Below are 15,750 nucleotides of genomic sequence, written 5' to 3' on the forward strand. Positions count from 1 at the left end.
GATGGTGTGATTCGGACTCTGTCCGGTTCGAGTCGTAAAGTATACGCCCGATTCACTTTGGATTCACAAAGAGGGACAGTAAGCCCCGCAGCAAGTCGAGCGGGGTCGGAGGACACCCGGGAATCGCAAGGTCCACCGGGATGACCTCGGAGACCGCGCCGCAACTGGCGTAGGACACGCCGAATTCGCCGCCGCATACCCCGCAGTCGCCCACGGCGATGACCCACTTGGGATCGGGTGTTGCTTCGTAGGTCCGTTTCAGCGCGGCTTCCATGTGGCGCGAGACCGGCCCCGTCACCAGCAGAATATCGGCATGGCGCGGAGAAGCCACGAAATGCACGCCGAAACGCTCGACGTTGTAATAGACATTATTAAGGGCATGAATTTCCAGCTCGCAGCCGTTGCAGGATCCGGCGTCCACCTGGCGGATGGCGAGGCTGCCCCGAAAGCGCTTGTCGATCACCGCCTTGAGTCTGGCACCTTCCCGTTCGACAGCCTCTTCTCTCGGGACCGTTGGGACGCGCTCGGTGAGCATGCCGGTGCGGAAAATCTTGCCATAGAGTCGCAGCATGGGGGCCTCGCTAGAGATCGTGACCGGAATAGGACCCGTTGACCGATTTATTGCACACCGGAAAATCGGGCACGATATTGCCCATGACCAGCTTTTCCAGAGCCGGCCAGTTGATGATGCTGGGATCGCGCGGCCAGTAGCGGCTGATGCGGCCTTCCGCGCCGAAACGGACGTAGCAGAGAATTTCGCCTCGCCAGCCTTCCACTGCAGCGAAACCTTCGGCGTCTTCGGCCGGCGTTTGCCACTCGGCGGCAAGCTTCCCGGAAGGGAGTTCGGCCAGCATCTGTTCGATCAGGCGCAGAGCGGCGCGCAGTTCCTTGTAACGGACCCAGAACCTCGACGCCACGTCGCCCTGGGTTTCCACCGGAACACGGACTTTCAGTCGGTCGTACGGCGAGTAGGGCGCATCGCGGCGCGCGTCGAAAGTCTGTCCGCTGGCTCGGCCCACAAAGCCTAAAGCACCCAGAGCCGAAGCCAGTTCGCAGGAAAGCACGCCGGTGGTGAGGAAGCGGTCCTCCAAAGACGAATTGGCGTCAAGTATGGGCAGCAGTTCGTCCAGCTCCCGGCGCAGCGAGACGGTTGAATCCCGCATGCGGCCCGCCGCCTCCGGGGGGATATCCGCGGCAACGCCGCCCGGAACCAGCTTATCCATCAACAAGCGGTGACCGAATAGCGCCCGGTTTTCTCTGAGCCACAGCTCGCGGAGGCGGCCGAACTGATAATAGCCGGCGGCGAATCCCACGTCGTTGCACAATGCGCCCAGGTCCCAGACGTGATTGATCACCCGTTCCCGTTCCGCCAGGATGCCGCGGATGTACGCGGCGCGCAGCGGAATTTCGACCCCCGCGGCACGTTCCATGGCCATGCAGGCGGCCCAGGCATGGCCGACCGTGGTATCTCCGGACACCCGTCCGGCCAGTTTGAGGAGTCCGACCGGGTCGCGTCCTTCGGCGATTTTTTCGATACCCTTGTGTACATAGCCCAGCCTTTCCTCCAGGTGCAGCACGGTCTCCCCGACCGCCTGGAAACGGAAGTGGCCGGGCTCGATGATCCCGGCGTGGACCGGGCCGACCGGGATCTCGTAGACGCTCGCTCCCTGGGCCTTGAGAAAGGGGTAGTCGTTGTCCGGCGGAGTCTCCGGAGCCGGGTGCCCTTGCGCCGGGAAATCCTTGCGCAAGGGATAAGCGGTTTCACCCCAGGCCTTGTGGCGGGTCCAGCGTTTGGGATCGGGATGATCGGTGAAGCGAATGCCGAACAGATCCCGGATATGCCGTTCCATCCGGTCCGCGGTCCAGTAATACGGTGCATGGGAGGGAAGGGCCGGGTTGTCGGCCGGCAGATCGGTTCGCAGTATGAGGTAGCGCCCTTGCTTTTGGAGGCAGGCACACATCGAAAACTCGGTGCCAAGGTCTTCCGCCCAAGCTCCCGCCCAGCGCCAGTTCTGGGCGCTCGCCAGTTGTCCGAGCCGGCCCCAGTCGTTTTTTTTTACTTCGATCAGATCGGCCGGCGCCAATGGACTCGGCAATACCGACAAGGCTTCGATATCCGCCGAAACCAGCGCCACGCGAAACATCTGGTTCGGATCGACGGTTTCCGCGGGTGGCTGAGTGTTTTCCATGCTGATCGATTCTTGGTGCCCGGAGATCTTCGAGTCTAACGCCTTAGAGCGATTCACCGCGCCCCGTTTTCCATCCGAACAGCTTGCGGCGGCGTGCGGCCAAGGGGTGATCCGAATAAGGCTGGTACCGGTCCAGCCCTCGAACCTCGCACCTCCCGCCCGATGCCGTGTAGTCGTGACTGAAGCGTTCGATGAACTCCATGACGGTATGGTCGACCAGCGAGGCGTAGGTCAGATCGAAAACGATGTTTGCGCCGGCCGGCAGCTCGGCGAGTTCGTCCTTCAATGTCAGAAAATTGGAAAAAATGGCCGCGCCGTTGAGCCTGATTCGGAAGTCGCTGTTCGCTTCCTGCGTAATCCGGTAGGAAAGCTGGAACAGATTGCCCAGCTTTACGCCGCGCCAGCGGTGGATCACCAGCTTGGCGGCGATAGCGAGGGCGACCCCGACCAGGAGGTCCGTGCTCAGAATGCCGATGATGGTGATGACGAACAAGGCCAATTGCTCGAACCCGATATCCAGGGTTTTGGCGAAGGCCTTGGGCGAGGCCAGGCGATATCCGGCGTAGACCAGCAATGCCGCCAGCGACGCCAGGGGGATGTCGCGAATGAGGTGCGGGAACAAGGCCACGAATACCAGCAGAAAGAGGCCGTGGAAAAAATTGGACCAACTGCTGCGCGCGCCGTAGCCGACATTGGCGGAACTGCGGACGATTTCGGAGATCATGGGCATCCCGCCGACCAAGCCGGAAAGCACGTTGCCGGCGCCGATCGCGGTGAGGTCGCGGTCGAGATGGGAGCGCCGGTGCTCGGGATCGAGGCGGTCCACCGCCGAGGCGGTCAGCAGCGATTCCAGGCTGCCGATGAGCCATAGGCTCAATACGGTATTCCAAAAGGCGGGCGCAGCGATTTTCGAAAAATCGGGGAAAACCAGGCTGTCCAAAAAACTGTCCGGGATACCGGCAAGAAATTGCGGCGCATTCACGAAAACATGCTTGTGCCAGGCTTCGTTTTCAGCTCCCTCGGAAAGGAGATAAAGTTCGGCCCGGTTCAGATCGAACGCCTGTCCCAGTAGGAACCCGGTCAAAACGACCAGGATGGGCGCGGGAATTCTGCCGATACCCTTGTTCCCCAGCAAGGGCCAAGCGAACAGGATTAGGAGGCCCAGACCGCCGATCAGGAAGATTTCGGGATGGTAATGCAGCAAGCTTTCGGGAATGTGCAAAAGACTCTGCAAGGAAGTTTCGACCTCGGGTCTAGCGCCGACCAGGACATGAATTTGCCTCGCGATGATGATGATCCCGATGGCTGCCAGCATGCCGTGCGCGATGGCGGCCGGAAAGAACGTGGCCAATCGTCCTCCCCGGAAAAGGCCCAGCAGGATTTGCAGGGTACCAGCCACGACGATTGCGGCCAGGGTGTAGCGATAGCCGGCGAAAGTATCGCCTTGCCCCAGGGTGTGAACCGCGGAGAACAAGACGGTAATCAGTCCGGCGGCGGGACCCGTGATGGTCAGGCGGGCGCCGCCGATCCGGGAAACGACGAGGCCTCCGATGACCGCGCCGAGAATCCCCGCCATCGGGGGAAATCCCGAGGCCATGGCGATGCCGAAGCACAAGGGCAGGGCGATCAGGAAGACCAGAAAGCCGGAAACCGCGTCGGTGCGCCAGTTTTCGGCGAGTCCGGCCAGGTCGCTCGAGATTGAATGTGAAATTCGCTTCAAAGGGGCGATGCTCCTGAAATGAGTTGAGTCGCCTGGCTGAACCAGTTGCCCAGGAAGCCCGGAATGGATAATCCGAGCCAGAGCACCAGCGCCAGGTGGATCATCACCGGCAACAAATTCGCCGGGATGGCGTTCTGGCCCTCGGGGATATCCCCGTAGACCATGGGGTGCAAATGCCGGAACAGGCCGGCGAAAGCGACGCCGATGCCGATCAGGAGCAGCGGCGTCAGCCAGGGGTAATCGCGCATGGTGGCGATGAGCACCAGGAATTCGCTGGCGAACACGCCGAAAGGCGGGAACCCGGCGATGGCCACGGTACCGATCAGGAGGCCCCAGCCGATCTCCGGCTGGGTCAGGATCAGGCCGCGAATTTTATCCATGCGCTGGGTGCCGGCGAGCTGGGCCGCGTGTCCGACGGTGACGAAGATCGCCGATTTGGTCAACGAGTGGGTGGTCATGTGGAACAGGGCGGCAAAGGTGGCCCATGGACTGCCGATGCCGAAGGCGAAGGTCATCAGCCCCATGTGTTCGATCGACGAATAGCTGAACAGCCGCTTGATGTCGGTCTGGCGATGCAGAAACAGGGCCGCCACCAGAAAGGACAAAAGACCGAAACCCATCATCAGATAACCCGCTATCGGGGTTCCGAGCGAGCCGTCCACCAGCATCTTGCAGCGCACCACCGCGTATAAGGTGTCGTTGAGCAAGAGTCCCGAGAGAATCGCCGACATTGGGGTCGGACCCTCGGAATGGGCGTCCGGCAGCCAGTTGTGCAGGGGTACCAGCCCGATCTTGGTCCCGTAGCCGACCAGCAGGAATACGAAGGCCAGTTTCATGATGCTGGGTTCGAGCAGCCCGGCATTCTCGTGCAGCACGGTCCACAGCAGCGCATTGCCGCCTATGCCCAGCTTTTGTTCGGCGGCGAAATAAAGCAGCACCGTGCCGAACAGGGCCAGGGCGATGCCCACGCCGCACAGGATGAAATACTTCCAGGCGGCCTCCACCGACTCGGGCGTGCGGTAGAGGCTGACCAGCAATACCGTGGCCAGGGTTGCGCCCTCCATCGCCACCCACAGGACGCCCATGTTGTTGGTCGTCAAAACCAGGTACATGGCCAGCATGAAGCCCTGGTACATCGAATGGTACAGCCGCAGGCGCCCGGCGTTGACGCGCCCGGTTTCCTGCTCGTGCGCCATGTAGGGGCCGGAGAAGATGGACGTGGTCAGCCCGACGAACGCGGTCAGGACGATCAGGTAGACATTGAAGGAATCGATATACAGCAGCTGGCCCGAAGATAGCCGTGGTCCGTGAACCAGCACGTCGGCGGCGAGCCAGATCGAGGCGGCCAGCGCCAGGGCATTGCAGCGTACGTTGATGCGCCCTGCGTGCCGGGTGTCGGCCGCGAGACCGAGCACCGCCATGCCGGCGAGGGGAATCAGGAGTACCAGATAGACCGCGATCATGTTCGGTCCGTCTCGCTTAGTTTGCTGAGCCGGTCCACGTCGAGAGAATCGATGCTTTCCCGGATTTGGAAGAAGAACACGCCGAACACGACGGCGGCGACCAGGACATCCGCCGCGACCCCCAACTCCACGACCATGGGCATGCCGTAGGTGGACACCACGGCTGCGAAGAATAGTCCGTTCTCGATCGACATGAAGCCGACCACGTGGGCCACCGCCTGCCGCCGGGTGATCATCAGTAGCATGCCGAGCAGGACCACGGCCAGGCTGACCGCGATGGCGTTGAGTGTCACCAGGGGCGAGTGCGCCACTACCGGGAGACTCACGTAGTAACTGAACACCATCAGGAACGCCCCGCCCATCATCACCCGGGCCGGATGCCTGATGGTGTCGAGTTCCCGGTGCAGCCCAAGGCGATGAATCAGGCGGTGCAGCATCACCGGAATGAGGATGCCCTTGAGCAGAAAGCTCAGGCCCGCCGAGACGTACAAATGAGGAAAATCCAGAGCGCCGGCGACCATGGCCGTAGTCGCCGCGAGCAGAATACCCTGCAAGGCAAACACCAGAACCAGCCGCACCAGCCGGGACTGGCCGAGCATCAGGAACGAGGTCAGGGCAATGAGCCCCGCCAGCAGCAGAACCGCCTGGCTATACAGACTGAGTCCGGAGAAAGCCATCAGCGAACCGCCTCCAGAATGATGTGGCTCAGAAGGCCCAGCACGCTGAGGAGGTAAGCGAAGCTCAGATATTCCTGCACCCGGAAAATCCTCATCTTGGCGAACAGCACCTCGGAAAAGGCCAGCACCACCGCCAGCACGGCGAGTTTTAGGGCGATCATGGCGAGGCCGAAGCCCAGCGCATCGGGGGTGAAGGTTTGGGCGATACCCCACGGAAAGAAAATGTTGGCTATGAGCACGCCGTAAAGCATGAGCTTGATCTGGCTGGCCCATTCGATCAGCGCCAGCCAGCGTCCGCTGTATTCGAGAATCATGGCCTCGTGAATCATGGTCAGTTCCAGGTGGGTGGCCGGATTGTCGACGGGAATGCGGCCGGTCTCGGCGATCGTCACCAGGATCAGTCCGCCCATGGCGAAAACGAAGGAGGGGCGCAGCACCAGTCCGCTGTCGAGGACGAAGCTGACGGCCTGGGACAAATTGGTGGTATGCGCACTCATGGCCAGGGTGAATACCGCCATGAGCATGGCGGGCTCGGCCAGCGACGAGATCGTCATTTCGCGCGACGATCCCATGCCGCCGAACGCGGTGCCGATATCCATGCCGGCCAGAACCAGGAAGGTTCGCCCCAGAGCGAAGAAACCCACCAGCACGATGACGTCGGCGATGCGCGCGGTGGGCAGATGTATGGCCACCAGCGGCACGGTGGCGGCCGCCAGTACGGTAGACGCGAACACAATGTACGGGGCGGCGCGAAAGATCCAGGAGGCCGGATACGGCATGATGGGGCGCTTGCGGTAAAGCTTGCGCAGGTCCCGGTACGGCTGAAAGAGGGATGGAGCCTTCCGGTTTTGCAGCCGGCACTTGACCCGTTTGATCCACCCAGAAAGCAAGGGTGCCAGGGCAATGAACAGCAGAGTCTGGAATATCGCCACCAACCAGGCCATCAGCTGACCACCCAGAGCAGAACGATCAAAGTGCAAAAGGAGTAAGCCAGATAAGTGCGGATGTTGCCGGTTTGCAGGCGTCCGACCCAGCGTGCGAGGCGGGTGACGGCCCGTCCCGATGGCTCGTATAAGGCTACCCAGGCGCGGTCGAAAACCTGGAATTGGTAGCGAAGCCGGGTGATACGCGTGTTCGCAGGACCTTCGCGCTGTTCTTCGACTGTTTCCCGAGTATCGAACACCGGCTCGAAGATACGGCGTATGGGCATGCTGAAGGCGCCGGACGTATATTGCGTGCGGGGCGTCAATCCGCCGAAACCGCAGTCCCAGGGTTCGGCGCGGCGCGGTTCGAGGCCGGTGCGGCGGTAAAGAAGGTAATAGCACAACCATCCGACCGCCACGATGCCCAAGGTGACCAGCGCCGGAGAATAGGCCGCCACGTCGGGGGACACCGGCGTCAGCCATAGCCATCCCAGAACCGATATGTTCGGCAGCACGAACCCGGTCAGCGACTGCGTCAAGGGACCCAAGGCATTAATGAGCGGCATCGGAAAAACGCCGAACAGGACGCAGCAGGCGGCAAGCAGGGCCGGGCCGGCCAGCATGCCCGGATGTCGAATTTCACGGGTGCGCGCGATGTGGCGGGAACGCGGCAGTCCCAGGAAGGCGACGCCGTACACCTTGACGAAGCAGGCGGCCGCCAGGGCGGAGGTCAGGGCCAGCACCGCGCTGGCGGTGGGAATCAGGCTGCGGAGTATGCCGCTCTGGATGCTGCCGGCCTGAAGTGCGGTCTGGAAAATCAGCCACTCGGAGACGAAGCCGTTGAAAGGCGGCAAGGCGGCGATGCTCAGCGTACCCACCAGGAACAAGGCCGCCAGTTTCGGCATGCGGTGGACCAGCCCACCCATGTTTTCCAGGCTGTGTTCATGGGTTTGGTGCAGAATGGCGCCAGCGCCAAGGAACAGAAGACTCTTGAACAAGGCGTGGTTGAGCCCATGCAGCAGCCCCGCCACCAGCCCCAGCGTTCCCAGCTGCAATTGTCCGCTGCTTTGGAAAATCAGCGCCAGGCCCAGGGCAGTGAAGATAATCCCGACGTTTTCCACCGACGAATAGGCGAGCAGCCGCTTCAGGTTCTGTTGCTGCAGTGCGTACAGAATGCCGAGCACGGCGGAAGCCGACCCGATCAGAAGGACCAGCACACCCCATTGCCAGAACAGCGAGGGCAGCAAATCGAAAGCGAAGCGAATGAAGCCGTAAATGGCGATTTTCAGCATGACCCCGCTCATCAGGGCGGAAACGTGGGAAGGGGCGGCGGGATGGGCTTCCGGCAGCCAGGTATGGAGAGGAACCAGACCGGCTTTCATGCCGAAGCCCGTCAGCGCCAGCACGAAGGCGACGCTCGCCCACAACGGGTTTAGTACGGCACCGCGAAAAGCCCCGAACGTCAATTCCCCGGTGAAGCCCGCGAGGACGCCGAATGCCAGAATGATGGCGATCGCTCCGATTTCGGCCATCAGCAAGTAAAGAAACGCCGCCCGGCGATTGGTCGGATTCTCGTGTTGGTAGGCGACCAGGAAATAGCTCGCGACCGACATCAATTCCCAGGCGATCATGAAAAGCAAAGCATCGTCGGCGAGCAACACGAGTTCCATGCCGGCAACGAACAGGCCGGTGAATAACCCCAGGACCGAAAGCGGGTGTTTACCGTGTTCGAATTCACGAACGTAGCCGGGTCCGAACAAGCTGACCGCGATCAGGGGAATACCGAGTACGCAAAAGAAGAAACCGGCCAGGGGATCCAGCGCCAGGTGCCAGTTCAGCCAGGGCAGACCGAACGGCAGAACGGCCGTACGAGTGGAATTGTCGTGGAGAGCGAGGAGTCCGGCCAAAACAGCGAAGCCGCCGGAAACGCCCAGGAGAGCGAATGGTATTGTCCTGGCCAGACGCGAGAAGCGACCGGGCGTCAGCGATGGATTTACCCGGGCGTAGTGGGAGGAGAATGCCTGCCCCCACGCGCGAATTCCGCGTCGCAAAAGACCGTTCGGCCCGGCAGACAGCGCCGCAAGGCCGGACAGCAAGGATGCCAACACCGAGATGGCGGCTAAGAATAGAGACATACGGGCTGGGTCTTTGCAAATTGCATGGGGGAAGCTACAAGCAATTCCGTTGCCAACAGTCATTCATCCGTCAATCAAGCTCCTCCGCTTATTCAGCCGCCACCATGGGTTGAAATGAACCGCGCCGGGTGGGGGTGCGGGGGCAATAGCACCACCGAAAGGCCGCAAAACCGTCTAGACTTTCGAACGCTGCCGCACGAGGAGCGTTCGAGACTCACATGCTATCAGTGCTAAATGTTTTGTAAATGCTAAAACAGACGAGATCTCGTGAGCCTATGAAGATTCCGCAAAGGAGAGCCGCGCGTTTGACACTACTCATGGATCCCGATAAAAAAGCCACTTTCGAGCGTTTGTGTACGGATGAAGTCCTCTCTGCTCGCAAATGGTTCGGAAGCCGATTAAGATGCCGCGCCTTCCGTCCAGCTCGATCACGATTGACTGCCGGGCCTGAACTCGTTGCGAAGTTTCTGAGACGACAGGGTAGCGCCCCGGGGGAGGAAGTTCGTGATAGACGCGAGTCGGAATGACAGGAAGCCGGGAAGACGCAGCGACTGATCGTGATTTCCGGCGGAAGCGGAGTGATGGGGCGCGACCGGGTGTGGGCCGAATTGTGGCGTGGCCGGAAATCGCCCCTGCCTGGAGCGCGCCGGAATGCCTTCCAAGCCAATCCGGATCTCTTGTCCGGCTAAGTCGCCGGCATACGCACAATCGGCTGGTCTCGATTTCCGGAGTCACCTGGCAACCGATGAGACGTTGCGCGACGGGTTATTGGTCTTTTGCGTGCGGGCACCAAACGGCAGAATCAAAGGCGTCTGCTAAAGTTTAGACCGACCGAAGCAAAGTCGGTCTCCTCTTCAGAATAAAAACATGTGGGTGATGCTTGAGGATGACGTCTAAATCCGCCGCTCGTTTGCACCGATCACTCGGGAGCTGGTGGATTAGCTTTCTCCTATCGTTCGCCGTGGCGCTCGCCCTTGCCGGAGAATCCGTGATGGCAGGCGAGCCCGGCCCCAGAGTTTTTTCGGCAGACGGACGGGCCGATTCTCTGTCCGCCGACACCCTGCGCGAAATCTTCTTCATGCGCCTGACCAGTTGGCCGGATGGCACGCCTATCCGCGTTTTCGTATTGCCGGACAAGCATCCTCTCCATGTTCGTTTTTCCAAGGAAATTCTGGGTGTTTATCCCTTCCAGCTCCGGGCGGCATGGGACCGGTTGGTTTTTTCGGGGACTGGTTTGATACCGCATGTGGTCGAGACGATCGGAGAAATGCGCGAGCGTGTTCGGGTGACGCCCGGAGGTATTGGGTATGTTGAGAAATAGGGGACGTCTAAGGATGGGTCTGATCAGGCGGATCGTAGATACTCGAACGGTAGCGTGCCCGCTTGCCGCGGCTCTCCTGTCCTTGTCGGGCGGGGCGGAGGCGCTGGATTCAAGCACCATAGACTGGCAGTTGCACGGTTTCGCAAGTCAGGGATTCACTTATACCACGAGCAACCAAGTGTTCGGCGCTAGCCGCGGCGGCAGTCTCGATTTTACCGAAATCGGCGTCAACGGCTCGGTGCGGCTGCTGCCGAACCTGCTGTTTTCGGCCCAAGGGCTGTTTCGCAATGCCGGGGGCTCGGATCGCGAAGACTTCCGGCTGGACTTCGCACAGGTCGATTACAACGGCACCTTTTTGGACTCGGCTTTAACGCTCGGATTGCGGGCAGGGCGAGTCAAGATTCCGTTCGGACTTTATAACGACACTCGAGACGTGGTCTGGACCCGGCCTTCGGTGATTCTGCCGCAGTCGGTATATTACGATACGCTCGGCCTGCGCCAGGCCATGATCTCAGCCGACGGCGGGCTGCTGTACAGCCGCTATAACTGGGGTGATCACCGCTTCAACCTGGAATTCATGGTGGCGGAACCCCAAGACGATACGGGCGATGCCACCGGTTTTCTCACCGGTAGGCTCGACGCCTCGGGGAGGATGGAAGGGCGCCCCTTGTTTCTGGGACGTGCCGTTTACGAGTGGATGGGCGGGCGGGCGCGAGCCATGTTCAGCGTGGTCGACCTGGACCGCGATTTCAATTCCGGTGCTCCCGGGCTCGAATCCGGCAAAATTCAGGCGTTATACCCTTTATTCTCGCTGCAATATAATGCGGAACGCTGGTCCCTGACCGCTGAATATGGCTGGGTCAATACTCGCCGCAGCGGTTTTGGGGACGTGCCTGTAGAAACGACCTCGGAGGGATTTTATGTGCAGGGAGAGTATCGATTGAGCGAAGACTGGTCGGCCGTACTTCGCTATGACGTTTTCCATGCGGACCGCGACGACCGTAGCGGACGTTCACTAGCCCGTCGAAATAACCAGCCGCGCCACCGCTTTTATGCCCGGGATCTTGCCGTCGGACTTCGCTGGGAATTCGTTTCGAACTGGATGGTCGCCGCGGAATACCATAACGTCGACGGTACGGCGTGGCTGTCTCCACATGACAATTCCGACTTGCTAAAGGGTGGAGGCGATCCGCACTGGGATCTTTTTTCTCTGATGGTATCGTTCCGTTTCTGAGAGTTTTTGGACAAGGATAAATGAGGAATGACACAAACCGTTTTTGGACGCTGCGCCGAAAAGGGTTTGTCCTGCTAAGCCTGCTCCTGCTGACGCTAGGCATTACATTCGGCGCGCTGAATCACTGGAATTTAAGCACTCAGTTCAAGGCCCAGCAGGCCGTGCGCAATGCCGCTCTTCGCACTGAATTCAAGGAACTGATAGAGCGGTCGGCCGACCGCTTGCAGCGGCTGGGCGTCGTGTTTTCTTCACTCGGCAGGCTGGATCGGATCATTACGGCCCCGAACGAGAATCAAGCCGCCGTCCGCTTGCAGGGTTTTTTTTCCAGCGTGCGCTACGAACTGGACGTCGAACGGATCGAACTGTTCGATGGCAGGGGACAGCCGGTGCTCAGCTGGTCTTCTTCAATGGCGAACCCGGTTCCGGAAGATCAGTTGCGCGAAGTTTTAAGCCAGGTTCTCGAAGCGGAGCAGCCTCTGGCGATCTTGACCTGCCAGCCGGGGTGCAGTCTGCACGCGTTCATCCCGCTGCTTTCCGGGGGGCGAAATGTGGGTGTCCTGTCGCTTACCCAGATGATTACCGACCTCGTGCTGGACTTCTCGGCGGGGGCCGGTACTTCGGTTGCGATTCTCGTGGCCTCTCCGGGAACCGGCGAAAAGGTACTGGAAGGCTGGGGACTGCGTGTTGCGGCATTATCCAATCCGCAACAAATGGAATCATTTTTGCGGCATCTCGGCGAGCGTTATCCGGGACCTGACGCGATCGCAACCGATCAATGGCTGGATTGGAAAGGAAAAAAGTTCGCCGTTTATGCCTCGCCTCTGAACGAGATTCTAAAGGGCGGCGAGACGGGCTATCTCCTTTTCATCGTCGACACGAGCGCTTCTGCCGCTGCGCTTGCCCAGGCCAATCGGGATACCTTGGTTGTGGTCACCCTGTCCCTCGGGATTGCCGAAGTGCTACTGCTGGTATTGCTGCACGCGCCGCTCAGGCGCATTCAGCATCTGGCCACTACCTTACCGCTGCTCGCGCATGGAAACTATGACAAGGTCAACGAGCGGCTGAAAACGCTCAACCGCCTTGCCGAATGGAAGGACGAGATCGACATACTCTACGCCACGTCCATCCGTTTGGCTCATCAGATCGAAGAACATCAAACCACTCTGGCGGCGGAGAGAGACTTTATCCAGGGTCTTCTGGACAATGCTCAGGTATTGATCCTGACGCAGACGCGCGACGGCCGGATTCGTACCGTGAACGAACTGACCTCCCAGATTTTGGGGCGGCCCGGGGAAACGCTGAAAAATGCCAGATTTATCGAATTGATCGAAATCGACAGCGAAACCAGCGACATCGCCCGGAATCTCGAAAAACTGTTCTCGAATTTGTTGAACCGCCTGGAGCACGAGTCGGTCCTGACCTGCAGCGACGGCAGCAAGCGGCATATCGTCTGGGTGCATACGCGCTTGGGTCTGGAACATGAGAACGGTACCGCCGTACTCTCTATCGGACTGGATGCCACCGAACGGATGGAGGCCGAATCCCGCATACGCTGGCTGGCAAACCATGACTCCTTGACCGGGCTGCACAATCGCCTGTGGTTCAAGGACGAACTGGAGAGAAGTTTTGCCGAGGCGGAAAGGAACGGAATTCCGGCGGCGCTGCTTCTTTTCGACCTGGATCATTTCAAGGACGTCAACGACAGCAGCGGGCATGCCGCCGGAGACGCTCTGCTGTGCCTGCTGGCCAATGAGCTGCAGACGCGGGCACGCAAGTCGGACGTTCTGGCTCGCCTGGGCGGGGACGAATTCGCCGTATTGATGACCGGAACCGACCGCGTGGGAGCGGAGTTCTTTGCTCAGGATCTCAACCAGCGCCTAACCGAAAAGCCCTTTCGCTTCGGTGAGCGAAGCTATCGCATTTCCGCCAGCATCGGTATCGCCCTGATACCCGAGCACGGAAGAAACGTGGAGGAACTCATGGCCAACGCGGATGCGGCCATGTATCAGGCAAAAAAAGCCGGGCGCGGACGATGGCATCTGTTTTCACATACCGGGGGAGAGCGGGCCGAAATCACTCACCGAGCGTATTGGCGCAACGTCATTGCCCAATCCTTGGATCAAAATCGTCTATTTTTTCATTATCAGCCGGTCGTCGACGTGGCTAGCGGCCGGGTCGCCTACCACGAGGCGCTGCTTCGACTGAGCCTGGATGACGGACGGATCGTACTTCCGGGCGAGTATATGGATGTTGTTTTGCGCTCCGATTTGATGAGTGCTATCGATTCGTACGTCACGCGAGAGGCGATCGATGTTCTCGGCAGATATAGGTCGGCGCGGCTATCGATCAATCTTTCCGCCGCCGCGCTGACCGATCCGGGCTGGGCCGAGCCGCTCAAACAGGCTGTTCGCGACGGTCGATTGGCTCCGGAACGTTTATTGCTTGAAATAACGGAAACGGCCGCGATCGCCGATTTGGAGGCAGCAAGACGGATTATGGACGAGTTGACCGAGATTGGTTTCGGATTTGCAATGGATGACTTCGGAGCGGGGTTCGCCTCGTTTCATTACCTTCGACACTTGCCGATCAAGCATGTGAAGATCGACCGTTCGTTTATCAGCCGTTTGGCCTATGACGACGACGACAAAGTATTCGTCAGCGCTTTGACGACACTTGCTCATGGATATCGACAAAAAATCGTCGCGGAAGGAGTTGAAAATGAAAAGACGTTGATTCGGCTGAAGGATTTGGGAGTCGATCTGGTGCAGGGATTTTTTATCGGACGTCCGGATCGGCACCTCAAGCCCATAAACATATCCGTGATCGATCTGCCCATGATCGGATCGTAAAGGGACATTCGCCTACCATTTTTACCTACTTATCCATATGAATACGATCACGCCCCCCGAGTTCTACTGTCCGTTTCCCTCACGCCTGAATCCTCACGCCGGGGATGCAAACAACCATACTCTAGCGTGGGTCAGGCGTTTTAATCTGATTTCGGACGAGCATGAATGGCAGCGGCTGGAGGCTTCGAAGTTCAGCTGGTTGGCCGCCCGTGCGTATCCCGATGCGCCGCTGGACGGACTTAATATCGTCTCGGATTGGAACACCTGGCTGTTCATACGCGACGACCAATGCGACGAGTCCGGTTTCGGGCGGAGTCCTGACAAACTCAACCATTTCCATGAGCGGCTGACTGAAATGCTGGCCGGGCTCGAACCGGACGAATCGGATCGCCCGCTAACCCGTGCATTGCATGACCTTTGCATTCGGCTGCGGCGAATAGCGAGCGACGATTGGATGTGTCGGTTCAATCTCAGTGTCGTCGAATATTTCGAATCTTCGGTTTGGGAAGCTCGAAACCGCGCAACCGGCGTTACGCCGGATCCGTCGACCTACATGACGATGCGTCCGTATACCGGCGGACTTTATACCGATATCGAGTTGGTCGATGTCGTGGAAGACATATGCCTGCCGCTTCACGTGCGCAAACACGAAATCCTGCAGAGTTTGATCCGAATGGCGAACAATGTGGTCTGCTGGTCCAACGACATCATCTCGTTCGCGAAGGAGGTCCGGCACAACGACGTCCATAACCTGGTAGTGACATTCCTGCACCATCGCAACCTCTCCCTTGAGGAGGCTATTCGCCAGGCGGCCGATCTGACGAATAAGGAAGTGCGAAATTTCATCGCCCTACAGGAGCGCTTGCCGACGTTCGGTGCCGAGATCGATTCTGACGTTCAGCGCTTTGTTTCGGTCTTGTGTTCCTGGATGCGCGGAAATCTCGATTGGTCTTATACCTCGGGGAGATACAGCATGGCGATAGTCGGCGAACCCTCTGAGGTCGAGCAGATGCGTCGGTGTACCCTGTGATTTTTTCGGATCCGGAGCAGGCTCATCGACGATCCGATGAGCCGCATACCTGATGTCGCTGTCGGCGGGCGCGCCTTTATAAGTTATAAGGCATTCCACACAGATTTTTTCGCCAGTGCGGCTGTAGTCGGCTGCAAACGCTCGCCCCGTGAGCGTCGAGCTTCGAAACGCGGCTCGCCGGGGGGCGTGAGCCGGCGGTGGATCGAGGA

Annotated in this window: 12 protein-coding genes; 5 read left to right on the forward strand and 7 right to left on the reverse strand. The window is 59.6% G+C overall.

Translation table 11 applies throughout. The annotated features are described in order from the left end of the window. Positions 1 to 52: 52 nt before the first annotated feature. The 7 genes from sS8_RS03375 to hyfB are packed head-to-tail and all read right to left on the reverse strand — an operon-like array spanning position 53 to position 9,107. Positions 53 to 571 (reverse strand): NADH-quinone oxidoreductase subunit B family protein, encoded by a 519-nt coding sequence (locus sS8_RS03375; protein ID WP_119628419.1) that lies wholly within the window; start codon positions 569 to 571, stop codon positions 53 to 55. 10 nt (positions 572 to 581) lie between these two features. Continuing rightward, positions 582 to 2,189 (reverse strand): hydrogenase large subunit, encoded by a 1,608-nt coding sequence (locus sS8_RS03380; RefSeq protein WP_232020500.1) that lies wholly within the window; start codon positions 2,187 to 2,189, stop codon positions 582 to 584. 43 nt (positions 2,190 to 2,232) lie between these two features. Then, the gene (locus tag sS8_RS03385) at positions 2,233 to 3,909 is read right to left on the reverse strand and encodes a SulP family inorganic anion transporter (RefSeq protein ID WP_179952396.1); all 1,677 of its coding nucleotides are present in this window, start codon (positions 3,907 to 3,909) and stop codon (positions 2,233 to 2,235) included. Further along, positions 3,906 to 5,372: a hydrogenase 4 subunit F gene (locus sS8_RS03390; protein WP_119628421.1), complete on the reverse strand. Its 1,467-nt coding sequence runs from the start codon at positions 5,370 to 5,372 to the stop codon at positions 3,906 to 3,908. The genes sS8_RS03385 and sS8_RS03390 overlap by 4 nt, the downstream gene beginning before the upstream one ends. Next, a complete protein-coding gene (locus tag sS8_RS03395; RefSeq protein WP_119628422.1) occupies positions 5,369 to 6,049 on the reverse strand; it encodes a formate hydrogenlyase in 681 nt (226 codons plus the stop codon). Before sS8_RS03395 ends, sS8_RS03390 begins: the two co-directional genes overlap by 4 nt. Next, on the reverse strand, positions 6,049 to 6,993 hold the full coding sequence (locus sS8_RS03400) for a respiratory chain complex I subunit 1 family protein (protein ID WP_119628423.1): 945 nt from the start codon (positions 6,991 to 6,993) through the stop codon (positions 6,049 to 6,051). The genes sS8_RS03395 and sS8_RS03400 overlap by 1 nt, the downstream gene beginning before the upstream one ends. Next, entirely contained in the window at positions 6,993 to 9,107 is a 2,115-nt protein-coding gene (gene hyfB, locus sS8_RS03405) for a hydrogenase 4 subunit B (protein ID WP_119628424.1), read from the reverse strand. Before hyfB ends, sS8_RS03400 begins: the two co-directional genes overlap by 1 nt. A gap of 275 nt (positions 9,108 to 9,382) precedes the next feature. On the opposite strand from hyfB, the gene sS8_RS29790 reads away from it, so the two are divergent. From sS8_RS29790 to sS8_RS03425, 5 genes are all read left to right on the forward strand, one after another. Next, on the forward strand, positions 9,383 to 9,634 hold the full coding sequence (locus tag sS8_RS29790; RefSeq protein ID WP_408631162.1) for a hypothetical protein: 252 nt from the start codon (positions 9,383 to 9,385) through the stop codon (positions 9,632 to 9,634). Positions 9,635 to 10,098: 464 nt separating this feature from the next. After that, complete coding sequence (locus tag sS8_RS03410; RefSeq protein WP_179952397.1) at positions 10,099 to 10,428, forward strand: type 2 periplasmic-binding domain-containing protein; 330 nt, start codon at positions 10,099 to 10,101, stop codon at positions 10,426 to 10,428. Continuing rightward, the gene (locus tag sS8_RS03415; RefSeq protein WP_145986396.1) at positions 10,415 to 11,662 is read left to right on the forward strand and encodes a TonB-dependent receptor; all 1,248 of its coding nucleotides are present in this window, start codon (positions 10,415 to 10,417) and stop codon (positions 11,660 to 11,662) included. The genes sS8_RS03410 and sS8_RS03415 overlap by 14 nt, the downstream gene beginning before the upstream one ends. A gap of 20 nt (positions 11,663 to 11,682) precedes the next feature. After that, the gene (locus sS8_RS03420) at positions 11,683 to 14,511 is read left to right on the forward strand and encodes a bifunctional diguanylate cyclase/phosphodiesterase (protein WP_170160931.1); all 2,829 of its coding nucleotides are present in this window, start codon (positions 11,683 to 11,685) and stop codon (positions 14,509 to 14,511) included. 37 nt (positions 14,512 to 14,548) lie between these two features. Then, entirely contained in the window at positions 14,549 to 15,541 is a 993-nt protein-coding gene (locus sS8_RS03425; RefSeq protein WP_119628426.1) for a terpene synthase family protein, read from the forward strand. Positions 15,542 to 15,750: the final 209 nt, after the last annotated feature.

It is taken from the genome of Methylocaldum marinum (assembly GCF_003584645.1).
Taxonomy (GTDB): domain Bacteria; phylum Pseudomonadota; class Gammaproteobacteria; order Methylococcales; family Methylococcaceae; genus Methylocaldum; species Methylocaldum marinum.